The 25,418-nt window shown below is 68.3% G+C and carries 20 protein-coding genes and 1 pseudogene; 13 read left to right on the top strand and 8 right to left on the bottom strand.

Annotation, left to right across the window (positions count from 1 at the left end; all coding sequences use genetic code 11):
- Nucleotides 1-6: 6 nt before the first annotated feature.
- Together AC1DGC_RS09325 and AC1DGC_RS09320 are read right to left on the bottom strand one after the other, a co-directional pair.
- Nucleotides 7-1,443, bottom strand: coding sequence for a glutamine synthetase family protein (locus tag AC1DGC_RS09325; protein ID WP_478047711.1), 1,437 nt, complete (start codon nucleotides 1,441-1,443; stop codon nucleotides 7-9).
- Nucleotides 1,440-2,198: a gamma-glutamyl-gamma-aminobutyrate hydrolase family protein gene (locus AC1DGC_RS09320; protein WP_478047710.1), complete on the bottom strand. Its 759-nt coding sequence runs from the start codon at nucleotides 2,196-2,198 to the stop codon at nucleotides 1,440-1,442. Before AC1DGC_RS09320 ends, AC1DGC_RS09325 begins: the two co-directional genes overlap by 4 nt.
- A 142-nt stretch (nucleotides 2,199-2,340) precedes the next feature.
- On the opposite strand from AC1DGC_RS09320, the gene AC1DGC_RS09315 reads away from it, so the two are divergent.
- Together AC1DGC_RS09315 and AC1DGC_RS09310 are read left to right on the top strand one after the other, a co-directional pair.
- Nucleotides 2,341-3,642, top strand: a complete 1,302-nt coding sequence (locus AC1DGC_RS09315; protein WP_478047709.1) for an NAD(P)/FAD-dependent oxidoreductase — start codon at nucleotides 2,341-2,343, stop codon at nucleotides 3,640-3,642.
- 193 nt (nucleotides 3,643-3,835) lie between these two features.
- Entirely contained in the window at nucleotides 3,836-5,446 is a 1,611-nt protein-coding gene (locus AC1DGC_RS09310; protein ID WP_478047708.1) for an MASE1 domain-containing protein, read from the top strand.
- A 58-nt stretch (nucleotides 5,447-5,504) separates the two neighbouring features.
- On the opposite strand, the gene AC1DGC_RS09305 is transcribed toward AC1DGC_RS09310, so the two are convergent.
- Nucleotides 5,505-5,933, bottom strand: coding sequence for a hypothetical protein (locus tag AC1DGC_RS09305; RefSeq protein WP_394164695.1), 429 nt, complete (start codon nucleotides 5,931-5,933; stop codon nucleotides 5,505-5,507).
- Between the two features lie 341 nt (nucleotides 5,934-6,274).
- Between AC1DGC_RS09305 and AC1DGC_RS09300 the strand changes: the two genes are divergently transcribed.
- Nucleotides 6,275-7,615: a diguanylate cyclase gene (locus tag AC1DGC_RS09300; RefSeq protein WP_259204305.1), complete on the top strand. Its 1,341-nt coding sequence runs from the start codon at nucleotides 6,275-6,277 to the stop codon at nucleotides 7,613-7,615.
- Nucleotides 7,616-7,685: 70 nt separating this feature from the next.
- A complete protein-coding gene (locus AC1DGC_RS09295; RefSeq protein WP_259204304.1) occupies nucleotides 7,686-8,147 on the top strand; it encodes a bacteriohemerythrin in 462 nt (153 codons plus the stop codon).
- On the opposite strand, the gene AC1DGC_RS09290 is transcribed toward AC1DGC_RS09295, so the two are convergent.
- On the bottom strand, nucleotides 8,128-9,420 hold the full coding sequence (locus AC1DGC_RS09290; RefSeq protein ID WP_394164696.1) for an MFS transporter: 1,293 nt from the start codon (nucleotides 9,418-9,420) through the stop codon (nucleotides 8,128-8,130). The two genes, AC1DGC_RS09295 and AC1DGC_RS09290, sit on opposite strands and share 20 nt — an antisense overlap.
- Nucleotides 9,421-9,594: 174 nt before the next feature.
- Between AC1DGC_RS09290 and AC1DGC_RS09285 the strand changes: the two genes are divergently transcribed.
- Nucleotides 9,595-10,218 (top strand): hypothetical protein, encoded by a 624-nt coding sequence (locus AC1DGC_RS09285; protein WP_478047707.1) that lies wholly within the window; start codon nucleotides 9,595-9,597, stop codon nucleotides 10,216-10,218.
- A gap of 6 nt (nucleotides 10,219-10,224) precedes the next feature.
- Here AC1DGC_RS09285 and AC1DGC_RS09280 read toward each other — a convergent pair whose 3' ends face one another.
- Nucleotides 10,225-11,727 carry an aldehyde dehydrogenase gene (locus AC1DGC_RS09280; RefSeq protein ID WP_449335021.1) on the bottom strand — a complete coding sequence of 501 codons (1,503 nt, stop codon included), beginning with the start codon at nucleotides 11,725-11,727 and terminating at the stop codon, nucleotides 10,225-10,227.
- Nucleotides 11,728-11,835: 108 nt separating this feature from the next.
- Here AC1DGC_RS09280 and aptA point away from each other — a divergent pair, with 108 nt between their 5' ends.
- From aptA to AC1DGC_RS09260, 4 genes and pseudogenes are all read left to right on the top strand, one after another.
- Nucleotides 11,836-13,188 carry an omega-aminotransferase AptA gene (gene aptA / locus AC1DGC_RS09275; RefSeq protein ID WP_449335020.1) on the top strand — a complete coding sequence of 451 codons (1,353 nt, stop codon included), beginning with the start codon at nucleotides 11,836-11,838 and terminating at the stop codon, nucleotides 13,186-13,188.
- A gap of 79 nt (nucleotides 13,189-13,267) precedes the next feature.
- Nucleotides 13,268-13,942: pseudogene (locus AC1DGC_RS09270) on the top strand (ParB N-terminal domain-containing protein); the annotation flags it as partial.
- A gap of 348 nt (nucleotides 13,943-14,290) precedes the next feature.
- Complete coding sequence (locus AC1DGC_RS09265) at nucleotides 14,291-15,583, top strand: DUF445 domain-containing protein (protein WP_259204295.1); 1,293 nt, start codon at nucleotides 14,291-14,293, stop codon at nucleotides 15,581-15,583.
- A gap of 97 nt (nucleotides 15,584-15,680) precedes the next feature.
- Complete coding sequence (locus tag AC1DGC_RS09260; protein ID WP_259204294.1) at nucleotides 15,681-16,079, top strand: DUF4124 domain-containing protein; 399 nt, start codon at nucleotides 15,681-15,683, stop codon at nucleotides 16,077-16,079.
- Here AC1DGC_RS09260 and AC1DGC_RS09255 read toward each other — a convergent pair.
- Nucleotides 16,054-17,283 carry an aminotransferase class V-fold PLP-dependent enzyme gene (locus AC1DGC_RS09255; protein ID WP_478047706.1) on the bottom strand — a complete coding sequence of 410 codons (1,230 nt, stop codon included), beginning with the start codon at nucleotides 17,281-17,283 and terminating at the stop codon, nucleotides 16,054-16,056. The two genes, AC1DGC_RS09260 and AC1DGC_RS09255, sit on opposite strands and share 26 nt — an antisense overlap.
- Before the next feature lie 286 nt (nucleotides 17,284-17,569).
- On the opposite strand from AC1DGC_RS09255, the gene AC1DGC_RS09250 reads away from it, so the two are divergent.
- The 4 genes from AC1DGC_RS09250 to AC1DGC_RS09235 all read left to right on the top strand — a co-directional run bounded on the left by AC1DGC_RS09250 (nucleotide 17,570) and on the right by AC1DGC_RS09235 (nucleotide 22,220).
- Nucleotides 17,570-19,801, top strand: a complete 2,232-nt coding sequence (locus tag AC1DGC_RS09250) for a TonB-dependent siderophore receptor (RefSeq protein WP_394164898.1) — start codon at nucleotides 17,570-17,572, stop codon at nucleotides 19,799-19,801.
- Nucleotides 19,802-19,918: 117 nt separating this feature from the next.
- Nucleotides 19,919-20,242, top strand: a complete 324-nt coding sequence (locus AC1DGC_RS09245; RefSeq protein WP_259204290.1) for a DUF3649 domain-containing protein — start codon at nucleotides 19,919-19,921, stop codon at nucleotides 20,240-20,242.
- Complete coding sequence (locus AC1DGC_RS09240) at nucleotides 20,239-21,888, top strand: PepSY-associated TM helix domain-containing protein (protein ID WP_478047705.1); 1,650 nt, start codon at nucleotides 20,239-20,241, stop codon at nucleotides 21,886-21,888. Before AC1DGC_RS09245 ends, AC1DGC_RS09240 begins: the two co-directional genes overlap by 4 nt.
- Complete coding sequence (locus AC1DGC_RS09235) at nucleotides 21,885-22,220, top strand: DUF3325 domain-containing protein (RefSeq protein WP_394164900.1); 336 nt, start codon at nucleotides 21,885-21,887, stop codon at nucleotides 22,218-22,220. Before AC1DGC_RS09240 ends, AC1DGC_RS09235 begins: the two co-directional genes overlap by 4 nt.
- Before the next feature lie 380 nt (nucleotides 22,221-22,600).
- On the opposite strand, the gene AC1DGC_RS09230 is transcribed toward AC1DGC_RS09235, so the two are convergent.
- The gene (locus AC1DGC_RS09230) at nucleotides 22,601-23,137 is read right to left on the bottom strand and encodes a GNAT family N-acetyltransferase (RefSeq protein ID WP_478047704.1); all 537 of its coding nucleotides are present in this window, start codon (nucleotides 23,135-23,137) and stop codon (nucleotides 22,601-22,603) included.
- Nucleotides 23,138-23,151: 14 nt separating this feature from the next.
- Nucleotides 23,152-25,296, bottom strand: coding sequence for a bifunctional 23S rRNA (guanine(2069)-N(7))-methyltransferase RlmK/23S rRNA (guanine(2445)-N(2))-methyltransferase RlmL (rlmKL, locus tag AC1DGC_RS09225; protein ID WP_478047703.1), 2,145 nt, complete (start codon nucleotides 25,294-25,296; stop codon nucleotides 23,152-23,154).
- Nucleotides 25,297-25,418 lie beyond the last annotated feature (122 nt).

Genomic DNA, 25,418 nt, shown 5'->3' with positions numbered 1-25,418 from the left:
GCGCACTCAGACATTGAGCAGCAGGAACTCGCGCTCCCAGGAGCTGATCACGCGGAAGAAGGTCTGGTACTCCTTGCGCTTGACCGACACATACGCCCGGCAGAAACGCTCACCCAGCATCTCGCGCAGCTCCGGGCAGCCTTCCAGCCCATCCAGCGCCTCGCCCAGCGAGCGCGGCAGGTCGTAACCCAGTTCCTTGGCGCTGCCGCTGATCGGGGCGGTCGGCGAGCCCTGCTCGCGGATGCCCAGCAACCCGGCGGCCAGGGTGGCGGCCATGGCCAGGTAGGGGTTGGCGTCCGAGCCGGCGAAGCGGCTTTCCACGCGCATGTTCTCCGGGGTATCCAGCGGCACGCGCAGGCCGCAGGTACGGTTGTCGAAGCCCCAGTGCACGTTGCTCGGCGAGACCTCGCCGAACACCAGCCGGCGGTAGGAATTCACGTTCGGGGCGAAGAATGCCATCGCCATCGGCACGTATTTCTGCAGGCCCGCCAGGTAGTGGCCGAACAGCGGGCTGAAGTCCTCGCCGCCGTGTTCACCGGTGAACACATTGTGGCCGTCGCTGATGCGCAGCAGGCTCTGGTGGATGTGCATGGCGCTGCCCGGTTCGTTCTCCATCGGCTTGGCCAGGAACGTGGCGTAGACGCCGTGGCGCATCGCCGACTCGCGCATCGTGCGCTTGAACAGGAACACCTGGTCGGCCAGGTCCATCGCGTTGGCGTGGGTGAAGTTGACCTCCAGCTGGGCCGCGCCCGATTCGTGGATGAGCGTGTCCACGTCCAGCTTCATCGCATCGCAGTAGTCGTACATCAGGTCGAGGATCGGGTCGAACTCGTTGACCGCATCGATCGAGTAGGACTGGCGCGCGGTCTCCGGGCGGCCGGAGCGGCCGGCGGGCGGCAGCAGCGGGAAGTCCGGGTCGGTGTTCTTCTGCACCAGGAAGAACTCCAGCTCCGGCGCCACCACCGGGCGCAGGCCCAGTTCGGCATAGGCGTCCAGCACCCGCCGCAGGACGTTGCGCGGGGCCAGCTCGTGGGGCTCGCCATGCTTGGTGTAGCAATCGTGGATGACCTGCGCGGTCGGGTCGGTGGCCCATGGCACCATGCGCACGGTGTCCGGGTCCGGGCGCAGGATCATGTCCGAGTCCGACGGCGAGGTCAGTTCGTAGTAATCGTCCGGGAATTCACCGGTGACCGTGGTAGCGAAGATGCCCTCGGGCAGGCGCGTGCCGTAATCGTGCGAGAACTTGTCGGCGGGGATGATCTTGCCGCGCGCGTTGCCGGTGATGTCCGGCACCAGGCACTCCACCTCGGTGATGCGCCGTTCCTTGAGCCAACGCAGCAGCGCGCTCTCCTCCGGCACGGGCGGCGCGGCGGCCTTGCGCGAAGGACTGGCCGCCTTGCGCGACGGGGAAGCGGTTTTGCGCGAACGCGTTCGGGTGGTCATGACCGGTCTGCTTTGCAGGAGTAACGGCGACAAGCATCGCCGAAGGCTTGGAAAATACGGTGATGGAACGGGGTGTCGGTGACACGCCATTCCGGATGCCACTGTACCCCGAGCACGAACGCATGCGCGTCGCTGCGCGCGGCCTCGACCAGGCCATCGTCGGCGCGGGCCTCCACGCGCAGGCCCGCCGCCAACCGATCGATGCCCTGCCCGTGCACCGAATTGACCGTGACCGCAGCGGCCCCGGCCCAGTCCGACAGCCACCCGCCCTGGACCAGCCGCACCGGGTGCGCCGGCGCATACTGCTGCTCAACCGGTGCGTCCGGATCTTCGCGGTGGTCCATCAGGCCGGGCACCGCGTGCACGCGCTGGTGCAGGGTGCCGCCGAGGGCCACATTGAGTTCCTGGAAGCCGCGGCAGATGGCCAGCACCGGCAGGTCGCGGGCGAGTGCGGCCTGCATCAGCGACAGCGCCGTCGCATCGCGCGCGGGATCGTGCAGGTTGCCCGCCCAGCTGGGCGCGCCGCCGTAGTGATGCGGCTCGATGTTGCTCACCGCGCCGGTCAGCAACAGGCCGTCGAGGCGGTCCAGCCAGGGCTCGGCCGGCAGCGGCGGTTGCAGGCTGGGCAGCAGCACCGGGGTGGCGCCGGCGGCCAGGCACAGCGCGCGCACGTATTTTTCGCCCGCCACGGCAAAGCGGTGGTGGCCCAGCGTCGTGCTGTCGGTCGGCAGGCCGACCCAGGGGGACGAGACCATGCGTCATGCTCGGATGACCTGCGCGCACGTTACCGCCGGCGTGCGACCGGACGCAACCGACGGTGGGCCGTCACATGCCTGCGCGCGTGCCTGCGACAGACTGTCCGCTGTTCCGGGGCCGGGTTGCTGGCATGCTGTCGCCATGAGTGCCGTTTTTTCGAGCCGTTCCGGCCAGGACCACGTTGCCAGCTGGTACGCCGACAGCGTGCCGGCGCAGCCCCTGCGTGCGCCGCTGGCGGGTGATCTGCACACCGACGTGTGCGTGCTCGGCGCCGGCTACACCGGCCTGTCGGCGGCCCTGTCGCTGGCCGAGCGCGGCTTCCGCGTGGTGGTACTGGAGGCGCAGCGGGTCGGCTGGGGTGCGTCCGGGCGCAACGGTGGCCAGGCCATCGTCGGCTACGGCTGCGAGGTGGACACGCTCGAAGCGCTGGTCGGCACGGACGATGCTCGCCACCTGTTCGACTTTTCGCGCGAGGGCATGGCCCTGCTGCGGCATCGCCTGCAGCGTTACCAGATCGACTGCGATTGGCGCGACGGCCATGCCAGCGTGCCGATCCGCCCGCGCCAGGAACGCACGCTGCGCGCGGGCATGATCGAACTGGCCGAACGCTACGACTATCCGCTGCAGTGGTGGGACCGCCAGCAGCTGCGCGAGCAGCTGGACAGCCCGCGCTACAGCGGGGCGATGTTCGATGCGGCCAGCGGCCACCTGCATCCGCTCGCCTATGCGCAGGGGCTGGCACGCGCCGCTGAACAGCAGGGGGTGGTCATCCTGGAACAGTCGCCGGTGCTGCAGCTCATCCGCGGCCCGCGGCCGCAGCTGCGCACCGCCCAAGGCACGGTCAGCGCCGACCACGTGGTGATCGCCGGCAATGCGCTGCTGCAGGGCATCGCACCGGAACTGGAAGCGCGGATCATGCCGGTGGGCACCTATATCGGCGCCACCCCGGTACTGGGGGCCGAGCGGGCGCGCGGGCTGATCCACAACGACATGGCCGTGGCCGACGTCAGCTGGGCGCTGGATTACTTCCGGCTCAGCGCCGACCACCGGCTGTTGTTCGGCGGGCGGGCCAGCTACTCGGCGCTGCCGCCGCCCGGGCTGCGCGGGGTGATGACCCGGCGCATGCACCAGGTGTTTCCGCAGTTGGCCGATGTGGCCATGGAGCAGGTCTGGGGCGGCTACGTGGACATCACCCGCAACCGCGCGCCCGATTGGGGCCGCCTCACCCCCAACGTCTACTACGCCCAGGGCTTCTCCGGCCATGGCGTGGCCGCGACCGGGCTGGCCGGGGCAGTGCTGGCCGAGGCCATCGCCGGGCAGAACGAACGCATCGATGTATTCGAGCGCATTCCCCACCGCCGCTTCCCCGGCGGCCGGCTGCTGCGCACGCCGCTGCTGGTGGCGGCGATGTCCTGGTACAAGCTGCGCGATGTGTTGTGGTGAAGGTGGCTGGAGATTGAGATAACCATCTCATGTGTAAAACGCTGAGCGGTGTGACCACCGGCACGTTGCCGCCTCATCCGATTCTGATAATCGCCGTCTGCAATTGCATAAGCCGACTTCTGCCGATACCGTCCTGTCTGAACGGAATAGTCCAGTACATGGACCGTGGCTGGGCACGAACGGGAGGGAACGCGTGCAACTGGATTGGTGGAAAGATGGGCTTCAAGTAAACCTTCACATTCGTCCGGCTGGATTCGTGTTGGCTGCTGCGTATGCCATCGCCTGCTGGGCCGCGCGCCAACTTTCACTGGATCAGTTCTACCTACCCGCGGGCGTTCGCGTAGCAGCGGTCCTGTTGTGCCCGCCGCGGTTTTGGCCGTATCTGTTGCTGGGCGAATACGCCTACTTCATGCAGATGCGCTACCCGATGGTGGAAAAGTACGGACTTACCTGGGTGATTCTGGCATCCGCCAGTTTGATGCCGGCAGTAATGCTGGTAGTGCGCTTGCACCGAAAGATGATGGCCGCAACCAAGACCATGTGGCTCATTTCCGTCGCAGCAGCATCGGCGGTAGTGGTGACATCGCTGAATATCGCTCTGTCCGAACTACTCTGGCCCATTCCCCCGGAAATGCCGGCAGCCACCGGTATTGCCCGTTACATCGTAGGTGACTTCATCGGCATCCTGACGGTTGCCCCCCTTGCCCTGCTCTGGGCACGCCGACATGCGGAACCGGAGTGGACCACCGCATTTCGCAGGCAGACCCTTGCGGCTCTATCGCTGATGCTGCTGCTCGGGCTTTCCGCCATGTTGATTCCACCTGAATCAGCAACGGCGAAGACCAGCGTGCAATTGCTGATGGCCATCCCTGCGATTGCACTGACGTGCCTGCACGGCTGGCGTGGCGCGGCCATGGGGGTGCCGGCGCTGAACCTGATCATTGGGCTGACTACCCCGGGCCCCTATCCGTCATCATTTGATCCTGCATCCTTCGCCACCCAGCAGGTCATGGCGATCGCCGGTGCGGCGCTGTTTGTGCTGGGCGCGCGCATCACGCATTACTACCACCGTTACCGCATTCGGGATGTCAATGAGAAAAATGCGATCAAGCTAGCCAGGAGCTCGCACAGGGCCAGCGAAATGGATCTGCGCGAGCGTGCCATCCACCTGAAGAAGCTGGGTGATGGCATCGACATGTCTCTCACCGAAGTGGTGAACTGGCTCAAGCAACAAGGCCACCATGCAATCGCAACCAGTCTCCTGCATACCTCGGTCGTGCACTCGCGCCAGTTCCGCGAGCAAGCCAGCATGGTGTACCCCACCGCACTTGAACAGGTGGGTTTGTATGTGGCGCTACAGGCGGGCGGCGTGCGCGAGGCGTGGGACCTCACCCACCGGGTCGTTCGCCCTCAACTGACCGGTGACCCGTGTCAGTTGAGCATTGAAGTTCAGCTTGCCACTTACCGCGCACTCACAGACAGCGTGTCGCTACTGCTGAAGCACGAATCCGGACAGATCCGGGTTCGGGCACGGTGTGGTCGATTCGAAGGGAGGAGCGGAATACTGGTCACGGTGGCGTTACTGGATGCCAAGCGCGCGCTTTCCGGAGCAACAGAAACACTGGCCATGGAGCGACTGGCGGGGCGAATACTTGCCTATGGCGGCGTTATCCATTGCCGCCAGAATCGAATCAGGATGGTTCTGATGGAAGGCCCGACAAGAACCCCGTCCGAAGTCAAGGATTACAGCGGCTTCGCGCCCATTGGGGCCGCTGGCAGTGACAACCATCAGGCGCTGACCTGACGCCCGCCCGACAAGGGAACCTGCAGGTGGGCTGCGCCACCCGCAGGTCATTTCTCCATCAGTCGAGGGCTTCAACCGACCACAGGACACCTGCTCCACTGCGATGGAGGACCAGGGCAAACGTCTGATTCTGGTAGACCAGGGATCGCACTGCATTGGCAGGGGCCTGGATGGGCCCTTCCGGCAACGACACCTGCGCGGAACTGTCCCCTGCCGGCAGGACCCAGAACACGTCATCCGCGTTGCCGATGATCAGCTGTACTCGTCCTGCCAGATCATTCACCTGGTAATAAGTGATCCCATCCCGCTGAAACCCATACAGGCGCCAGCCGGGGTCCAGGCTCAGGTTGAGAGCAAGCGGCTGGGACTGACCCAGGCCTCGCTTTGCGAGCTGTACGCCATGATTATCGGACTGTGCCGATGCGAACATCGGTACCGCAGCCAGGATCAAAATACCAACTGCATGTCTAAAATGGGAAATCCGCACATTAGCCTCCAGGTCGAGTTTAGCGAGGGGTACTCCGACGACAGTATCTTCTGCCGCCCGGGGGTGAACAACGACGCACGTTGCGGGCCATAGGACGGCTGGAAGCCACGGGTAGCCAGGCCGGGCAGCTGACGACGCCAGCGATACTACCGCTATAGATGGAAGGGTTCGGGTCCGGCCCGGGCTTTTGACACAAATCCGATGACCGCCCGGGTCGCAGCAGACGACTACCGTCGCATCGGGCTCAGGCAGTCTGATCCAGGCGTCCGACATCCACCCTAAAGTTGCATGTGAAATCGCCGCTAACTCTGCCGACCCACTCGAATCCGAGCGTACGCCACATGCCGGCACTGTTGCAGGGCGCTTTCGACAGCGACCCCGGTGATGCCCTCCCCCAGCGGATCCTGCTGGTGGAAAACTCGCGCACGTTCACCAGCATGCTGGGCGAGGCCATCGAACAACGGCTGGAGCTGCCGGTGTCGGTGGCGACCAGCCTGGCCGAGGCCGGCCGGCTGCTCGACCAGGAGCAGGGCTGGTTCCTGGTGCTGACCGGGCTGGTGCTGGCCGACGGCGACCGCGACACGGTGGTGGAGTTCTTCGTCTCGCGCGGCCTGCCCACGGTGGTGGTCAGTGGCGTGTACGACGAAGACCTGCGCAAGCGCGTGCTGCAGCAGCAGATCATCGACTACGTGCTCAAGAACACCCCCGGCAGCGTGGACTACCTGGTGTGGCTGGTGCAGCGGCTGGAACGCAACCGGCGCATCGCCGCCCTGGTGGTGGACGACTCGATGTCGGCGCGGATGTACGCGGCCTCGCTGCTGCGCATGTACGGCCACACCGTGTACGAAGCCGCCGACGGCGCCGAAGGCCTGAAGGCGATCGAAGCGCACCCGGCGATCCGCCTGGCCGTGGTCGACCAGGAGATGCCGGGCATGGAAGGGGTGGAGTTCACCCGCCGGCTGCGCACCCTGCGCTCGCGCGACAAGGTCGCGGTGATCGGGATCTCCGGCAACACCGACCCGTCGCTGATCCCGCGCTTCCTCAAGAACGGCGCCAACGACTTCCTGCGCAAGCCGTTCTCGCGCGAGGAGTTCTTCTGCCGGACCTCGCAGAACGTGGACCAGTTGGAATTGATCGGCACGCTGCAGGACCTGGCCACCCGCGATTTCCTGACCGGGTTGCCCAACCGGCGCAGCTTCCTGGAACAGAGCCAGCGCCAGTTGCCGCAGCTGCACCTCAACGACGCGCTGGTGGCGGTGGCGATGATCGACATCGACCACTTCAAGCACATCAACGACACCTACGGCCACGAGGCCGGCGACGATGCGCTGCGCGCGGTGGCGGCGGCCGTGGCCGGGCATGCGCGTGAGCAGGACCTGATCGCGCGGTTCGGCGGCGAGGAATTCTGCCTGCTGGTGCCGGGACTGGAAGAAGACGAGGCGCTGGGCTACTTCGAGATGCTGCGCGAGCGCATCGCCGCGCTGGAGGTGATGCTTGGCGAGACCACCCTGCGCATGACCGTGAGCATCGGGCTGTGCTGCCTGCGCCCGCAGCGCGATTCGCTGCACCGGTTGATCTCCGAGGCCGACCGCCAGCTGTACCTGGCCAAGGCCGGCGGCCGCAACCGGGTGAGCTGCACCAGCGTGGCCAGCGCCGCCCGGGAAGCGGCCCTGGTGCCTTGATCGAGATCAACGCAGGCCCGTTGCCGGCCACCTAGAGTCGTTCCCAGTTGAACATCACGGGGAACGCACCATGGCACTTCTGGTCTGGCAGGACGACCTGAACATCGGCATCGACGTCATCGACCACCAGCACATGCGGATCGTTGAGATGCTCAACCACCTGCACGTGGCGCAGACCAGCCTGCAGCGGTTGGCGGTGGCCGAGGTGATCGACGAGTTGGTGGATTACACCCTGTCGCACTTCGCCTTCGAGGAAGAGCTGATGGAAGAAGCCGGCTACCCGTTCTGCGCGGCGCACAAGCGCGTGCATGAGATTTTCATCAAGCGCGTGGCCGAGTACCGCCTGCGGTTCCAGGCCGGCGAAGACATCAGCGACGAACTGCGCACCATGCTGTCGCGCTGGCTGTTCAATCACATCCGGGGCGACGACAAGGCCTACGCGCCGCAGGTCAAGCTGCACCTGAACCAGTTCGCCCGCGAGCACCAGCAGGGGGGCTGGCTGGGACGCACGCTCAAGCGCTTCTTCCGCTGAGCGCGGCGCGGCGCCCCATCGCCAGCAGCGCCAGGATGGTGACCAGCGCAGTCAGGCACAGGTAGTAGCCCACCGCGAGCAGGCCGAAGCGTTCGGCCAGCCAGGTAGCCACGTAGGGCGCCGGTGCCGCGCCGAGGATGCCGGCCAGGTTGAACGACAACGACGCACCCGTGTAGCGCACCTGCACCGGGTAGATCTCGGCCAGGAAGGTGCCGCAGGGGCCGTAGGTCAGGCCCATCAGGAACAGGCCCAGCGACAGGAAGCCGAGCACCATCCACGGGCTGCCGGCCTGGAACAGCGGCGCGAATACCACCCCGAAGGCGAGGATCAGGCCACTGGCCACGATCATCGTGCGCCGCGTGCCCCAGCGGTCGCCATACAACGCCGACAGCGGGATGCCCGCGGCGAAGAACAGGATCCCGACCATCTGCAGCAGCAGGAACTGTTCGCGGCTGTAGTGCAGCACCGTGGTGCCGTAGCCCAGGGTGAACACCGTCATCAGGTAGAACAGCACGAAGGTGGCGAAGGCGCCGAGCGTGCCCAGCACCAAGGTGACGCCGTGATCGCGGATGACCGTCCACATCGGCAGTTTGACCCGCTCGTTGCGGTCCAGCGCCGCCTGGAACGCCGGCGTCTCGTGGATGTTCAGGCGCACCCACAGGCCGACCGCGACCAGCAGCGAGCTGGCCAGGAACGGCACGCGCCAGCCCCATTGCAGGAAGTCGGCGTCGCTCATCGCGCGACCGAGCAGCAGGAAGATGCCGGCCGACAGCAGGAACCCCAGCGGCGCGCCCAGCTGCGGGAACATGCCGTACCAGGCACGCTTGCCCGGGGGCGCGTTCTCGGTGGCCAGCAGCACGGCCCCGCCCCACTCCCCGCCCAGCCCCAGGCCCTGGCCAAACCGGCACAGCGCCAGCAATGCCGGGGCGAGGATGCCGATGCTGGCGTGGGTGGGCAGCAGGCCGATCGCCACGGTGGACACGCCCATGGTCAGCAGCGCCGCCACCAGCGTGGCCTTGCGCCCGATCCGGTCGCCATAGTGGCCGAACACCGCCGAGCCCACCGGGCGCGCGATGAAGGCCACCGCGAAGGTCGCCAGCGATTGCAGCAACGCCGCGCCATCGCTGCTTTCCGGGAAGAACAGGTGCGGGAACACCAGCACCGCGGCGGTGGCGTAGATGTAGAAGTCGAAGAACTCGATGGTGGTGCCGATCAGGCTGGCCAGCAGGATGCGGCGGGGCGAATTGGCGGCAGGTGCGGCAGGAGTCGACATCGGGTACACGCAAGGAGGCAGCTGCCGGATTCTGCCACGCGCCCGGCCCGGCGCGAACGATGGTTGCAGACGTGACGGTCGGGCTGTGACCGCGCCCGCAACTGGCACACCCGCGCGGAACTCCCGGCACGACCCGCGGTCAGAGCAGGTCGATTCCGTCAGGATGGACAGGGAATGTCGTCATCGATGCAGTCCCCGCCTGCGCCACGCTGGAGCCGGACCTGCGCGATCGCGGTAGTGATCGCCGTACACGGCCTGTTCTTGCAGGTGCTGCTGGCGCCGGCCCCGCCGGCAGGCATCGGCGAGCACGACGACCGGTTGCGCATGCGCTGGCTGCCGCGCCCCGAGCCGGTGCCGCCGCCGGCGTTGGAGCGGCAATCGGCCGCCGCGGCTGCGTCGACGCCACGGCCACCGGTGCCGGCGCCGGCCCGTATCCAGGCCGCTGCTTCCCCTCCCGTTGCAGCGCCGCCGGCACGGCCGCTGGACCTGCGCGTGCCGGGGCTCGGGCCGGGCAAGGATGGCGTGGACGCGGCCACCTTCGTCGCGCCGGTCGTCGGGCGGCGCGAGGTACACGCCGCCTTCGCGCCACCGCCCCGCCGCTTTCGCATGAAGCGCGGCCTGACCCCGGAGCAGCTCGTGCAGGGCATCGCGCAGGCCCTGCAGATGTGGCCGCCGGGCTACGTCGTCGATCCCTGCCGGCTGAGCACCGCGCAGGTGGACTATTTCCAGAACGCGGTGGACGAGCGCGACCGCGACCTGCTGCGCGAGGCGCTGGTCAGCCAGCGCCAGGACTGCTGAGCGGGCTCACTCGCCCAGGTGGATCCAGGTGGCCTTGATCTCGGTGTACTTGTCGAAGGCGTGCAGGGATTTGTCGCGGCCGATGCCGGACTGCTTGTAGCCACCGAACGGCGCGGTCATGTCGCCGCCATCCCATTGGTTGACCCAGACGCTGCCGGCACGCAGTTGGCGCGCCACCCGATGCGCGCGGCCCAGGTCGCGCGTCCACAGGCCGGCGGCCAGCCCGTAGCTGGAATCATTGGCCAGGCGCAGCGCATCGGCCTCGTGGTCGAAGCCAAGCACCGCCAGCACCGGGCCGAAGATCTCCTCGCGGGCGATCGCGTGGCCTGCATCCACCTCGTCGAACACGGTCGGCTGCACGTAGCTGCCACCGGCCACCACCTCCACCCGCTTGCCGCCCAGCAGCAGGCGCGCGCCCTCGGCCTGGCCGCGGTTGATGTGCGCCAGCACGTGCTCGGCATGGGCCGCATCGACCAGCGCGCCCATCGGCGCGTCCGGGTCGAACGGATGGCCCGGCTGCATGCGCCGCGCATGGGCCAGCACCCGGGTCACGAATTCGTCCTGGATGGAGCGCTGAACCAGCAGCCGCGAGGCCGCGGTGCAGACCTCGCCCTGGTTGTAGAAGATGCCGGTGGCCGCCGCCTGCGCGGCCTTGTCCAGGTCCGGCGCATCGGCGAACACCAGGTTCGGGCTCTTGCCACCGCATTCCAGCCAGGTCCGCTTGAGGTTGGACAAGCCCGCACACTGCAGCAGCCGCCGGCCCACTGCGGTGGACCCGGTGAAGGCCAGTGCATCCACGTCCATGTGCAGCGCCAGCGGCTCGCCGGCGCGCATGCCGTCGCCGGGCAGCACGTTGAACACGCCGTCGGGGATGCCGGCCTCGGCGACCAGCGCGGCCAGCCGGATCGCACTCAGGGGCGAGCGTTCGGAGGGCTTGAGGATCAGCGAATTGCCCGCCGCCAGCGCCGGGGCGATCTTCCAGCAGGCCATCAGCAACGGGAAATTCCACGGCACGATCGCGGCGACCACGCCGACCGGCTCGCGACTGACCAGGCCCAGCGTATCCGGCGCGGTGGGGGCGATCTCGCCGTACACCTTGTCGATCGCCTCTGCGGTCCAGCGCAGGCAGCGCACCGCGCCCGGCAGGTCGCCCTGGCGCGCGTCGCGCACCGGCTTGCCCATGTCCAGGCTTTCCAGCAGGGCCAGCTCGTCGGCATGCTGTTCGACCAGGTCGGCCAGGCGCAGCAGGATCTTCTTGCGCTGCACCGGCGCGGCGCGCGACCAGTGGCCGGCGTCGAAGGCACGCCGCGCGGCAACCACCGCGCGCTCCACGTCGGCGGCACTGCAGTCGGCAACCTGGGCCAGTACGCGGCCGTCGATCGGGCTGATGCAGGCAACGCGTGCGCCATCGGCGGCATCGACGTACCGGCCATCGATGAAGGCCTGCGCATGCACCACCAGTGCGTCGGCCTGGGCCTGCCATTCCTCGCGGGTGCGGACAGTCGTCATCACGGTCTCCAGCAGCGGTATCGGCCCCCTTTATACCCAGCGCGCCGGCCCCGCACCGTGACGCATCTGCGATAGAGTCGTGACCATCCGGTCCCTGCGGAGTTGCCGATGCGCCGTGCCGAAAGCCCGTTGTCGTCCCTGTCCCAGCAGCGCCCCGAGTCGCTGGAGGCATTCTGGATGCCGTTCAGCGCCAACCGCCAGTTCAAGGCCGCGCCACGCCTGCTGGTGCGGGCCGAGGGCATGTACTACCACGATGTCGACGACCGCCCGATCCTGGATGCCGCCGCCGGGCTGTGGTGCTGCAATGCCGGCCACGCCCGCCCGCGGATCGTGCAGGCCATCCAGCAGCAGGCCGCCACGCTGGACTTCGCCCCGCCCTTCCAGATGGGCTCGCCATTGCCCTTCGTGCTGGCCCAGCGGCTGGCCGCGCTGGCCCCGGCAACGCTCAACCACGCGTTCTTCAGCAACTCCGGCTCCGAAGCGGTGGATACCGCGATGAAGATCGTGCTCGGCTACCACCGCCTGCGCGGCGAGGGCCAGCGCACGCGCTTCATCGGGCGCGAAAAGGCCTACCACGGGGTCGGTTTCGGCGGCCTGTCGATCGGCGGCCTGCCCAACAACCGCAAGCAGTTTGGCGCGTTGCTGGCCGGCAGCGATTTCCTGCGGCATACCCTGGACCTGCAGCGCAACGCGTTCAGCCCCGGCCTGCCGCGCCACGGTGCCGAGCTCGCCGAGGACCTGGAGCGGCTGATCGCGCTGCATGATGCCTCCACCATTGCCGCGGTGTTCGTCGAACCGGTGGCCGGCTCGGCCGGGGTGATCCTCCCGGCCCCGGGCTACCTGCAACGGCTGCGCGAAATCTGCGACCAGCACGGCATCCTGCTGGTGTTCGACGAGGTCATCACCGGCTTCGGCCGGGTCGGCAACGCCTTCGCCGCGCAGCGCTTCGGGGTCACTCCGGACCTGATGACCCTCGCCAAGGGGCTCACCAACGGCGCGGTGCCGATGGGCGCCACGCTGGTCTCCGATGCGGTGCATGCCGCCTACATGCAGGGCCCGCCGGCGGCGATCGAGCTGTTCCATGGCTATACCTATTCGGCCCACCCGCTGGCCTGCGCGGCCGCGTTGGCCACCCTGGACACCTACGCCGAGGAGCACCTGTTCGAGCGCGCGATCGAACTGGGCGAGTACTGGCAGTCGGCGCTGCACAGCCTGCGCGGGCTGCCGCACGTAATCGACATCCGCAACTTCGGGCTGGTCGGCGCGGTGGAACTGATGCCCCGCAAGGATGCCCCGGGCGCACGCGGCTACGAGGTGTTCGAGCGCTGCTTCCGCGACGGCGGGCTGCTGGTGCGCTGTACCGGCGACGTGATCGCGCTGTCGCCGCCGCTGATCATCGACAAGGCGCAGATCGACCGGATCGTGGAGATCCTGGGCGACATGATCAACGCCACCGGCTGAGCCTGAATCCCCGGGCGACGACGGCGACCGCCGCGATCCTTACAATGGTCGGTCACGTTTCGCTCGCGTACCGGATTGCATGGACATTGTCGTCAAAGAAGAACTCAAGGCCTACATCGATCCCCTGACCCCCGACGAGCACGACGCCCTGGAGCGCAGCATCCTGGCCGAAGGCTGCCGCGATGCACTGGTGTTGTGGGGTGATGTGCTGGTGGACGGACACAACCGCTACGGCATCTGCCAGAAGCACGGGCTGCCGTTCCAGACCGTGCAGAACACGCGCTTCCAGTCGATGGACGACGTGCACCTGTGGATGATCGAGCAGCACCTGGGCCGGCGCAGCGTCTCGGACTTCCAGCGTGGCGTGCTGGCCCTGCGCAAGCGCGACATCCTGGCCGAGCGCCACCGTATCGAGCAGGCCGAGCTGCAGAAGGAAAGCGACGGCGAGATTGCCGATGCCGCCCCGGCCAGCGATGAAGACAGCCCGCCGTGGGCACCGGCCCCGAAGGTCAGCCGTGCCGACATGGCGCGCGAGGCCCGCCTGAGCAGCAGCCAGGTGACGATGATCGAGCGCATCCACAAGCAGGCCGCGCCGGAGCTGGTCGAAGCGGTCAAGACCGGCGTCATCTCGATCAGCGCGGCCGCGGCGGTGGCCGACCTGCCCGAAGAGGAGCAGCGCGCGGCGGCGGTCGGCGGCAAGGACGAACTGAAGCAGGCGGCCAAGCGCGTGCGCGAGGCCAAGCGCAAGCCGCGCAAGCCGGTGCAGGAGGTGCTGCACAGCGCCGATGACGGCATGGAAATCGACCCGAGCCGGGAGGCCGAGATCGCCGAGGCGCTCACTGCGCTGGGCGAAGGCCCGGCCGAGCTGCGCCAGCGCGTGATCGCCCTGACCCTGGAAAACGACGCCCTGCGCCAGCAGCTGGCCGCGCTGCGCAGGCAGTTGGCCGAGGCCTGAGGTCGTGCCGGCCGTTGGCCGGCACCCGCCTCAACGCGCGGCGGGATGAACGTGGTTGCCGGCCAACGGCCGGCACGGCGGTACTTCGTCGGAGGGGGTGCGGCCGGCACCACCGAACGCTCATGCGGGGATGGGTAGACTGGACCGATGACGCCCATCTCATCCCCCGACCCGCGCCGCGCCCAACTGCGCCGCCTCAAGCTGATCGCGCTGGCCATGCTGCTGGCGATGCTGGCCGGCTTTGTGATCAGCCACCTGCAGGGCGAACGCGGCATCTGGGCCTGGGTATCGGCCTTCTGCGAGGCCGCTGCGGTGGGCGCGCTGGCGGACTGGTTCGCGGTGGTGGCCTTGTTCCGCCGTCCGCTCGGCCTGCCGATCCCGCACACCGCGATCATTCCGCACAGCAAGGAGCGCATCGCCGACAGCCTGGCGGTGTTCGTGCGCGACCAGTTCCTGGAACCGCAGGCGCTGTTGGCGCGGTTGCAGGTGTTCGACCCGGCCAGCCGGCTCGGCAGCTGGCTGGCCGATCCGGCGCGCTCCAGGCTACTGGCCGACATGGCCCGCGGCTGGGCGCTGCAGGCGCTGGATTTCCTCGACGAGGCCGCGGTCCGGCGCAGCATCCAGGGCTTCGTGATCCAGCAGTTGCGGCAGTGGAATGCCGCGGCGACCGCCGGTGAACTGCTCGGCCTGCTCACCGCCGACAACCGCCACCAGCGCGTGCTCGATGAAGGCCTGACCCGGGTCGGCGAGTGGCTGGACACCCCCGCGGTCAAACAGCGCGCCTCCGAACTCATCGTGCGCTACATCCAGCGCGAATGGCCCAAGCTGGCCAGCACGGTGAACTGGGTCAAGCCGATCGACGAGATCGGCGACAGCCTGGCCGAGCGCATGGCGCACGCGGTGCTGGGCGAGCTGCAGCAGATCCTGGCCCAGCCCGAGCATCCGCTGCGCCGCGACTACGAGACCTGGCTGGCCGACTATATCCAGCGCCTGCGCAGCGACCCGGCGCTGGCCGGGAAGATCGACCAGATCAAGCAGCAGGTGATCGACCACCCGGCCGTGCAGGACTATGTGCAGGGGCTGTGGGAGCGCATCCACGCCAGCCTGCGCGCCGACCTCTCCAGCGAAGACTCCGCGCTCGCCGGCCACCTGCGCCGCAGCCTGGCTTCGGTCGGGCAGGCCCTGCAGGACGATCCCTCGTTGCGCGAGGCACTCAACCAGCACCTCATGGACGGCGCCGAACGGCTCACCAGCCGGCTGCGCGAGGGCGTCACCCAGCACATCGCACAGACCGTCAAGGGCTGGGACGAGCGTCACCTGGTCGAACAGCTGGAACTGAGCGTCGGCCGCGACCTGCAGTTCATCCGCTTCAACGGCACCCTGGTCGGTGGCCTGATCGGCCTGCTGCTGCACGCGCTGACGGTGTGGATGCACTGGTAGCACGGCCAGCCGGTTGACGAATTGACCGGGTGTTTTTGTGAAATGGTTCGCGTATTCTGCCGCGCATTCCGGGCCGGAGTGGCCCACAGGGGGAATCATGCGACGAACCATTTTCGTGCTGGCGCTGTGTGCGCTGGCCGGCAGCGCCCATGCCGGGCGCGTCTACAAATGCCTGGCCGGCGGCCAGACCAGCTACCAGACCGTGCCCTGCGCGCCCGAGCACGATACCGGCGTGACCCGGCCGATCACCAAGGACCCCAACCTCACCTGGGAAGAGCGCAGCCGCGCCCAGCGCGAGCTGTACGACGCGCGCCGGCGCATGCAGGCCGACGCCGGCCGGGGCCAGCCGGCGGTGCGTGGCACCGTCATCGATGGCGCGGTGGACCCGGAGAAATGCGAGGACCTGCGCATGCGCCGCGAGATCAGCGAGGCCTTCGGGCGCGCACCGCCGCCGCGCATCGACGACGAGATCAAGAAGGCGTGCGCGACGCGCTGAGCGCCCGCACCGCCGCCACCAGCGCGTCCATCTGCGCCGGCGTGCTGAAGATGCCCGGGGTGGCGCGCAGGCAGGCACCGGAGGCCAGCCCGTCGCGCGGCACCACGAACACACCGGACTGCCGGACCATGCGCTCGGCGGTGGCCGTGTTGGCGGCCATGCTGGCCTGCCCGCGCAGGCGGAAGGACGCGATCGCGCTGGACAGGCGCGGATCGGGCGATGCCAGCAGTTGCACGCGATCGTCCCCGGCCAGCGCCTCCAGCCAGCGGTTGCGCAGGTACAGCAGGCGGGCGCGCTTGTTGGCCACGCCGATCCGCTGGTGCAGTTCAAGCGCGACCGGCAGCGCCAGGTAGGCGGCGAAGTTGACCGTGCCGGTGTGGATGCGGGTACCGATGTCATCGTGGTCGGCTTCGCCCATGTAGGGGTCGAGGTCACGTACGCGGCCACGGCGCACGTACATCGCCCCCATCCCGACCGGCGCACCGATCCACTTGTGCAGGTTGATGCCGACGAAATCCACGCCGAGTGCGCGCAGCGGCGTCTCCACCTGGCCGATGCCATGCGCGGCATCCAGCATCACCTCCACGCCTGCGGCACGCGCCATCGCGGCGATCTCGGCCACCGGCAGCAGCATGCCGTTGCGGTGGTTGACCTGGGTAAGCAGCAACAGCCGCGTGCGCGGGTAGCGCGCCAGCGCCTGGCGATAGGCCTCGATCACACTGTCATGGTCGAACGGCTCGGGCAGCGCGATGTGCTGCACCTCCACCCCACGGCGCGCCCGCAACCACTGCATCGCCGCGATCATGCTGTCGTAGTCGGTATCGGCGTACAGCACGCCGTCCCCCGGGGCCAGCGCGTTGTAGCCGCCGATCAATGCCTGCATCGCCTCGGTGGCGCCGCGGGTGAGTACGATCTCATCGGTCTCCACGCCGAGGGCCTCGGCCAGCTGCACGCGGGCCTGGTCGAACAGCGGCGGGAACGCCAGCCGCCCGAACCAGGCGTTGCCGGCGTTCACCGTGGCCGTGGCCTGCTGGTACGCCTGCAGCACCGGCCGCGCCATCGCCCCCCAGTAGCCGTTGTCGAGCATGACCACCTGGTCGGTGAGGTCGTACAGCGCGCGCACCTGCCCCCACCAGGCCTCGTCGCCGGCCAGTTGCGCAGGCGAGCGCCCATCGATTGCAGGCAGCGCCACCGGATCGATCATCGATTTTCCTGCTGTGTTCGGAGACGCCAGTATGGCCACGCCGGCGTGTCGAACCCATGCAGGACGCTTGCCGAACGAAATGATAATGACTATCATTCAGGCAATGGGTGTACGCCCAGCCCATCGGCTCCGACGCCACCCTGCGTGCCTCGCCGCCTGCGCCCCGCGTACATCCCCTGCTTCGATTCCGTACCTGCCGGTGTTGCCGCCGGCAACGTGGCGTCGCGCCCGGCGCGGCCCGCAATGGATTGCATTGACGCCACTTCACCCCTTTGGAATGCCTGCCATGTCTGCCGCACCTGCCTCGCCGCCGTCCCGACCGTCGCTGCTCGCCCTTGCCCTGCTCGCCGCGCTTGCCGGGCATGCCCCCATGGCGCTGGCAGACGCCGCGCCGGCCGACGCCACCACGCTGGACACGGTCAAGGTCACCGCCGACGGCGATATCCCCACCTCGTACACGGTCAAGCAGGCGCGCACCGCGACCAAGCTGGACCTGTCGCTGCGCCACACGCCGCAGTCGGTGACCGTGGTCACCCGCCAGCGCCTGGATGACATGGGCCTGTACGCGCTGTCGGACGTGATGGGCCAGGTCACCGGCGTGCATGTCTCGGTCACCGACAGCGAGCGCATCAGCTACATCTCGCGTGGCTATGCCATCAACAACTTCCAGATCGACGGCATGCTCAACACGTTCGGCGGGTCGCTCAAGACCAACACCGACAGCGTGATCTACGAACGCATTGACGTGGTGCGCGGCGCCACCGGCCTGACCACCGGCGCCGGCGACCCCTCGGGCACGATCAACATGGTGCGCAAGCGCCCGACCACCGACGTGGCGATGAGCGCCGGGCTCACCGTGGGCCGCTGGGGCAACCAGCGCCTGGAAGCGGACATCGGCGGCCCGATCGCGCTGGAGGGGCGCGTGCGTGCGCGTTTTGTCGCCGCCAAGCAGCAGAGCGATTCGTTCCGTGATGTCTACGCGCTGGACAAGGACGTGTTCTACGGCATCGTCCAGGCCGACCTCGGCGACCGTACCCTGCTGGAAGTGGGCTATGACTACCAGTCGCCCAGGACCACCGGCGTCACCTGGGGCGTGGTGCCGTACTGGGGCGCCGATGGCAAACCGGCCAACCTGCCGCGCTCGACCAACCTGTCCGCCACCTGGAGCAGCTGGCCGATCGTGGAGAAGACCACCTTCGCGCGGCTGGAACAGCAGCTGGGCAACGGCTGGTCGCTCAAGGCGGCCGCCACCCAGGCCAAACGCGATACCGACGGCGACGTCTGGTACGGCGCCTCGGGCTATCCGCGCGCGGACGGCACCGGCGTGTCCGGCTTCATCTCGCACTTCGCCGAGCGCAGCCGGATGAACGTGTTCGACCTCAATGCCAGCGGCCCGTTCCAGCTGTTCGGCCGCGAGCATGAGCTGGTGGTCGGCATCGGCCAGTCGGTGCGCAAGGGCGAAGTGCCCGCCGCCGACTACGACTACACCGGCGCCTACGACCAGGTCCCGGACTGGCGGCATTGGACCGGCGATGTCGCCCCGCTGCCGGTGACCCGTTACGACTGGCTGTCCTCGGAAAACGAACTCAAGCAGAAGGCCGCCTACCTGGCTGCGCGCCTGCAGTTGGCCGACCCGCTGCTGGCGGTGGTCGGCGCGCGGTACGGCAGCTGGGAAACCCGCACCTGGGCCTACACCCACGACGAGGCCGGCAGGCTCACCGGCACCACCCGCGGCGGCTACAAGCCCGACGATTCGCTCACGCCCTACCTGGGCGTGATCTACGACGTCAGCCGCGATCTCAGCGCCTATGTCAGCTACACCGACATCTTCCAGCCGCAGAACTACCGCGACCGCAACAACAGCTACCTCGAGCCGGTGGTCGGCGACATGTGGGAAGCCGGCCTGAAGGGCGAGTTCTTCGGCGGTCGCCTCAATGCGTCGGCTGCGGTATTCAAGGGCGAGAAGGACAACGTGGCCGAGGTGGACGATTCGGTACCGCCGGGTGCGTTGCCCGATGGCACCGATGCCTACCGCTCCACCGGCAAGGGCAACAAGGTCAAGGGCTGGGAGCTGGAAACCCAGGGCAGCATCACCGAGACCTGGAACATCTCCGGTGGCTTTGCCCACACCACCGTGCGCAACCAGGCCGGCGTGGCACAGAACACCACCAACCCGGTGGACACCTTCCGCCTCAACACCAGCTGGCGCCCGGGCGTTGCGGGAAACCGGCTGTCGCTGGGCGGCGGGGTGACCTGGCAGAGCAGGATCTACCGCAACAGCACCAAGCCCCGCGCCGATTACCTGACCAGCGGCCGCACCGAATCGGCGCTGATCACCCAGGACGCGTTCTACCTGGTCAACGTGTTCGCCGGCTATCGCTTCACCCCGAATTTTTCGGCGCAGCTCAACATCAACAACCTGCTCGACAAGAAGTACTACAGCAACGTCGGTTTCTACAACGGCGTGTACTGGGGCGAGCCGCGCAACGTGATGGCGACCCTGCGCTGGACGCTGTAACCGTTCTCCAAGGGAACGTTGCCCTGTGCAGCGACACGGCCATGGACGGCCACTATTCCATGCATCACCGGCCGCGGCCGGTGATGTCCGTTGATCGACTCTACATGGCAGGTTCCCGTGGACAGCACGCCTGACGCCAGCTGGTTCAGCCGTTTCGGACGTTTCTTCGCCCGCCCCTGGTCGGGGGTGCTGTCGCGCTCGCTGGCCGCCATCTTCGGTGGCTATGCGCTGGCGGCAACCTGTTCGATGTTCTTCGCCGTAGCCCTGCCGATCGCGCGCGGGCAGGCCGTCCTGACCGGCATGATGGTGGCCATCGTGCTGTGCGCCTGCGCGGCCCTGTGGGCCTTTGCCACCCGCACCGCGCTGCGCGCCTGGGTGGGCATCGCCCTGCCGACCGCCGCGTTCTGGATCGGCACCGCCCTGCTGAGGACCAGCGCATGAAGAACGGATTCCGCCAGTCGATGGCCTGGCTGCACACCTGGACCGGGTTGCTGGTCGGCTGGCTGCTGCTGCTGATCTTCATGGCCGGCACCGCCAGCTACTACCGCGAGGAGATCAGCCGCTGGATGCGCCCGGAGTTGCCGCGCAGTATGGTCACCAACGAGGTGGCCGCCGAGCGCGCGATCGCGTTCCTGCAGCACAAGGCACCGCAGGCCGAAAGCTGGAACGTGACCCTGCCCGACCCGCGCAACCCGGCGATGCGGATGTTCTGGCGCAACCCCGAATCGATGGTCAAGCCACCGGCCGAGGGCGAGAAGCGCCGTCGCCGCGGCGGCGGGCGCTTCGGCGACGCCACCGTCGACCCGGGCACGGGTGAGGAAGTGGCCGCGCGCGAAACCCGCGGCGGCGATTTCTTCTACCGCCTGCATTTCGACCTGCACTACATCCCGGTGCTGTGGGCCCGCTACCTGGTCGGCTTCTGCGCGATGTTCATGCTGGTGGCGATCATCACCGGGGTGATCACCCACAAGAAAATCTTCAAGGACTTCTTCACCTTCCGCAAGGACAAGGGCCTGCGGTCGTGGCTGGACTTCCATAACGTCAGCGCGGTGATGGCCCTGCCCTACCACGCGATGATCACCTACACCGGCATCGTCACGCTGATGTTCATGTACCTGCCGTGGGGGGTGAACGTGGCCTACCCCAAGGACGAGGAGGCGTTCTTCAGCGAGGCCTTCGCGCGCCTGGCCGACATCGACACCCCGACCGAAGGCACCGCCACCGCGCTGCCGATCCAGCAGCTGCTGGACGCTGCGCGTGCGGAATGGAAGGGCGCGCAGGTCAGCGGGTTCACGCTGTACCACCCCGGCGGCGCCAATGCGGTGATCGATGTGTACCAGCGCGACGGCAAGCGCCTGTCGGTGGATACCCCATCGCTGCGCTATGACGCGGTGAACGGAACGCTGATCGAGGCCAGCCCGCTGTCCGGTGGCGCCACCCAGACCCGCGGGGTGATGTACGGCCTGCACCTGGCGCGCTTCGCCGATTGGGGGCTGCGCGCGCTGTTCTTCGTGTCCGGGCTGATCGGCTGCCTGATGGTGGCCAGCGGCGTGGTCCTGTGGGCGGTGAAGGAACGGCCCAAGCATGCCAAGGCCGGCAGGATCGGCGTCGGCCTGCGCCTGGTGGACGCGCTCAACATCGGCGCGGTGGCCGGCCTGCCGATCGCGTTTGCAGCCTACTTCCTGGGCAACCGGCTGTTGCCCGTGCAGCTTGCCGAACGCGCCGATGCGGAAGCCAACGTCTTCTTCTACGCATGGGGCGCGGCGCTGCTGGCCGCCTTCCTCTGGCCGAAACGGCTGATGTGGGCATGGCAGCTGTACCTGGGCGCGGCGCTGTTCGCGTTGATCCCGGTGGTCAACGCGCTCACCACCCACGCGCACCTGGGCGTGACCCTGCGCAACGGTGACTGGGTGCTGGCCGGGTTCGACCTGGTGATGCTCGCCTTCGGTGCCGTGTTGGCGTACTGCGGCCTGCGCATGCAGCGCTGGCAGCCGGCGCTGAGCGCGGCGGAAAAGAAGAAGCGCCAGGCGGCCGCGGCGGCGGCAGCCAAGGCCCAGGCAAGCGCGGGCACGGAGGTCAACGCATGATGCTGCTGGCGATCGCCGTGTGCTTCTCGTCCTTCACCGCGTTGTCGCTGGCGATGGACAAGCACCAGCTCGACCTGCACGGCAAGGCGGCAGCCACGCCTGCGCGCATGCGGCTGTGGCGCTGGCTGGGCTGGACGCTGCTGGTGCTGGGCTTCGGGCTGTGCGTATGGGACCACGGCTGGGCCGCCGGCCCGGTGCTGTGGCTGGGGGCGATGACGGTCAGCGGCATGCTGATCGCCTTTGGCCTGTACCCGTTCCGACCGCGCTGGATCGCGCCGCTGGCGTGGGTGTTGCCGGTGGTGGGGTTGGTGGTGGCGGTGGTCGCGCGCTGAGGCGTGGTGCCGGGGGTGTGCCCGGCAATCGATGTTGCGCGGACAGCAGCCGACCAACGGTCGGCTCTACGGGGTCAACCGGCCGCCGGGCAGGCGTGGCGGATCAGGGATCTGCACGTCGTGCCGGGCTGTGCCCGGCAATCGATGTTGCGCGGAGAGCAGCCGACCAACGGTCGGCTCTACGGGATCGACCGGCCGCCGGGCAGGCGTGGCGGATCAGGATCTGCACGTCGTGCCGGGCTGTGCCCGGCAATCGATGTTGCGCGGAGAGCAGCCGACCAACGGTCGGCTCTACGGGGTCACCAGCCGCCGGGCAGGCGTGGCGGATCAGGGATCTGCACGTCGTGCCGGGCCGTGCCCGGCGCAACGGGGTTACCCGGTCAGGGAACGAGTGAAAACATGTGCGCGTCGGCAGGACGACCGTCGATGACCAGTCGATTGCGTGCCACGCCCTCGCGAAACGCGCCGGCCTTCTCCGCCACCCGCTCGCTGGCGAGGTTGCCCACCGCCACCACGATCTCCACCCGTTGCAGGCCTAGCGGCCCGAACGCCTGGGCAGCCAGTGCCCGGACAACGCGGGGCGCCACGCCCTGGCCACGGCACGACTGCCGCACCCAGTAGCCCAGGTTGCAGAACCGGGGATCGTGCTGGATCTTGTTCAATCCCGCGCCGCCGACAAACGCGGCCGTGTCCTGCTCGAATATCCCGTACTCGCAGGCCGAGCCTGCCGCCCAGCCACCGCGGCAGGCCTGGAACCACTGCAGCGCCTGGTCGGCGCTGTAATCGGCTGAAGACCACGGCATCCAGCGCTGCATGCCCACGGCCGACTCGCGCACCGCCGCCGCGAACGCGGCGGCATCGGCCTCCTCGAAAGGACGCAGGAGGAGGCCGTCGGCGTGGAGGGGGCGATCGTCCATGGCGGCCCCGTCCGTCATGCGCCGTAGCGGCGCAGTTCCCAGGCGCGATGGATGCGCGGGTTGCGTTCGAAATCCTCACCGATGGTGTCGGCGGAGATCTCCTTGCACTCGGCGAATTCCCTGATCGCGTCTTCGTCCAGCTTGAAACGGCGGAAGTTGTTGGAGAAGTACAGCACGCCCTCCGGACTCAACCGCGCCACGGCCGCGCGCAGCAGGCGCACGTGTTCGCGCTGCACGTCGAAGTCTTCGGCGCGCGCGGAATTGGAGAAGGTCGGCGGATCGCAGAAGATCACGTCGAAGCGATGCCGCTCGGCTTCCAGCCAGGCCAGTGCATCGGCCTGAATCAACTGGTGGGCGCTGCCGCCCTTGCCGTTCAGCGCGAGGTTGTCGGCGCACCACTGCAGGTAGGTGCCGGACAGGTCTACGCTGGTGGTCGATGCCGCGCCGGCCACCGCGGCCTGCACGCTGGCCACGCCGGTGTAGCAGAACAGGTTGAGGAAGCGCTTGCCGATCGCCTCCTGGGCCATGTGCCAGCGCAGCGGGCGATGGTCCAGGAACAGGCCGGTATCGAGGTAGTCGAACAGGTTCACCCGCAGCAGCGCGTCGTTCTCGCGGACCAGCACGAACTCGCCGCGCTGTTCGAAACGACCGTACTTGCTGCCGCCCTTGCCGCGTTCGCGCGACTTCAGCGCAACCTGCTCGGCCGGGACCTGGAACACCTCGCGTGCGGCCGACAACAACTCGTTGCGACGGCGGCGCACGTCCACGTCGGGGATGGTCGCCGGCGCGGCATATTCCTGCACGTGCAAGAAGGTGCGGCGGGCGCCGGCATCTTCTTCATACACGTCGATGGCCGCCGCGTACTCGGGCAGGTCGGCGTCGTAGACGCGATAGCAGGTGATGGCCTCGCGGGCGCGCCAGTTCTTGAACTTCTTGATGTTCTTGCGCAGGCGGTTGGCCACCATCTGCGCGCCTTCGCTGAGCTCGCGCGGCTGGCCGGCATTCTCGCGCTGCGGCACCGCGATCGGGTCGCAGACGATCAGCGCGCACTCGATCGCGCCATTGAACAGCTGGTACTTCTTGTTGGCGCGCAGGCCGGTGGCGAAGGCCAGGTCGGCACTGCCGCACAACAGGCTGGCACGCCACTGCGGCACCGCACGCTTGAGCGCGTCGCCCAGGCGGCGGTAGAGCACCGCGTCGGCGGCCAGGCGCTCATCGTAGGGCGGGTTGCAGACCACGCAGCCGGTCTCCTGCGGCGGTACCTGCACGTCGGCGATGTCGCGCACGCCGAACCAGATCGCATGCGCGACCCCGGCGGTTTCCGCGTTCTGCTTGGCGGCATGGATCGCATGCGGGTCCACGTCGCTGCCATGGATCACCTGCTTGAGCGCGGCCAGGCCGGCCGTCTCTCTCGCGCGCGCGTCGGCCAGCAGGGTGTTCCAGGCGTCGCGATCAAAGCCCAGCCAGCGGCTCGGCGGGATGCTGCCGTGGCGCTGCAGGCCCGGGGCGACGTCGGCGGCCATCAGCGCGCCTTCGATCAGCAGCGTGCCGCTGCCGCACATCGGGTCGAGCAGGCCGCCGCCTTCGCGGTGGATCTTCGGCCAGTTGGCGCGCAGCAACACGGCGGCGGCCAGGTTTTCCTTCAGCGGCGCATCGTTCTGCGCCATGCGCCAGCCACGGCGATGCATCGGGCCACCGCCCAGGTCGATCGAGATCGTGGCCCGGCCCTTGCGCAGCGACAGGTTGATGCGCACGTCGGGGAACTCGGTGTTCACCGACGGCCGCTCCAGGCCCTGCGAGCGCAGGCTGTCGACCACGCCGTCCTTGACCCGCTGCGCGGCGAAGCGCGCGTGGGTGATCTCGGTGCCGGACACGTGCGCGTCCACCGAGAGGGTCAGCTCGGGGCTGATGTGCTGCTCCCACGCCATGCCCGACACGCCCTGGTACAGCGAGCCTTCGTCGGGGCAGTCGAACTCGGCCAGCGGCCACAGCACGCGGCTGGCCAGCCGCGACCACAACACCACCTGCAGCGCCTGCGGCAGCTCGCCTTCGGCGTTGACGCCGGCGATGGTGGCGGTGGCCTTGTCCAGGCCGAGCGCCAGCAGTTCGTCGGCGAGCAGGTACTCCAGGCCCTTGGCGCAGGAAACAAAGAATTTCACGGAATCGGTATCGCAGGTCAGCGGAAGGGGGTGCCCTCGGGCACGGCACGCGGCCTGGCGCAGGCGCCAGGAGGGGCATTGTACGTGACCGGGACGGAATCGCCGGGATGCGGCCGGGCACG

Source organism: Stenotrophomonas sp. 05N37 (genome assembly GCF_056397365.1).
This window is presented reverse-complemented; position numbering and strand designations above follow the sequence as displayed.

Bases quoted from the DNA above. Each gene is read 5' to 3' on its own strand.
- AC1DGC_RS09250 (WP_394164898.1), top strand. From the start codon at position 17,570: ATGTCTGCCGCACCTGCCTCGCCGCCGTCCCGACCGTCGCTGCTCGCC.
- AC1DGC_RS09325 (WP_478047711.1), bottom strand. From the start codon at position 1,443: ATGACCACCCGAACGCGTTCGCGCAAAACCGCTTCCCCGTCGCGCAAG.
- AC1DGC_RS09315 (WP_478047709.1), top strand. From the start codon at position 2,341: ATGAGTGCCGTTTTTTCGAGCCGTTCCGGCCAGGACCACGTTGCCAGC.
- AC1DGC_RS09235 (WP_394164900.1), top strand. From the start codon at position 21,885: ATGATGCTGCTGGCGATCGCCGTGTGCTTCTCGTCCTTCACCGCGTTG.
- AC1DGC_RS09290 (WP_394164696.1), bottom strand. From the start codon at position 9,420: ATGTCGACTCCTGCCGCACCTGCCGCCAATTCGCCCCGCCGCATCCTG.
- AC1DGC_RS09300 (WP_259204305.1), top strand. From the start codon at position 6,275: ATGCCGGCACTGTTGCAGGGCGCTTTCGACAGCGACCCCGGTGATGCC.
- AC1DGC_RS09295 (WP_259204304.1), top strand. From the start codon at position 7,686: ATGGCACTTCTGGTCTGGCAGGACGACCTGAACATCGGCATCGACGTC.
- AC1DGC_RS09285 (WP_478047707.1), top strand. From the start codon at position 9,595: ATGTCGTCATCGATGCAGTCCCCGCCTGCGCCACGCTGGAGCCGGACC.
- AC1DGC_RS09230 (WP_478047704.1), bottom strand. From the start codon at position 23,137: ATGGACGATCGCCCCCTCCACGCCGACGGCCTCCTCCTGCGTCCTTTC.
- AC1DGC_RS09320 (WP_478047710.1), bottom strand. From the start codon at position 2,198: ATGGTCTCGTCCCCCTGGGTCGGCCTGCCGACCGACAGCACGACGCTG.
- AC1DGC_RS09240 (WP_478047705.1), top strand. From the start codon at position 20,239: ATGAAGAACGGATTCCGCCAGTCGATGGCCTGGCTGCACACCTGGACC.
- AC1DGC_RS09280 (WP_449335021.1), bottom strand. From the start codon at position 11,727: ATGACGACTGTCCGCACCCGCGAGGAATGGCAGGCCCAGGCCGACGCA.
- AC1DGC_RS09265 (WP_259204295.1), top strand. From the start codon at position 14,291: ATGACGCCCATCTCATCCCCCGACCCGCGCCGCGCCCAACTGCGCCGC.
- AC1DGC_RS09255 (WP_478047706.1), bottom strand. From the start codon at position 17,283: ATGATCGATCCGGTGGCGCTGCCTGCAATCGATGGGCGCTCGCCTGCG.
- aptA (WP_449335020.1), top strand. From the start codon at position 11,836: ATGCGCCGTGCCGAAAGCCCGTTGTCGTCCCTGTCCCAGCAGCGCCCC.
- AC1DGC_RS09260 (WP_259204294.1), top strand. From the start codon at position 15,681: ATGCGACGAACCATTTTCGTGCTGGCGCTGTGTGCGCTGGCCGGCAGC.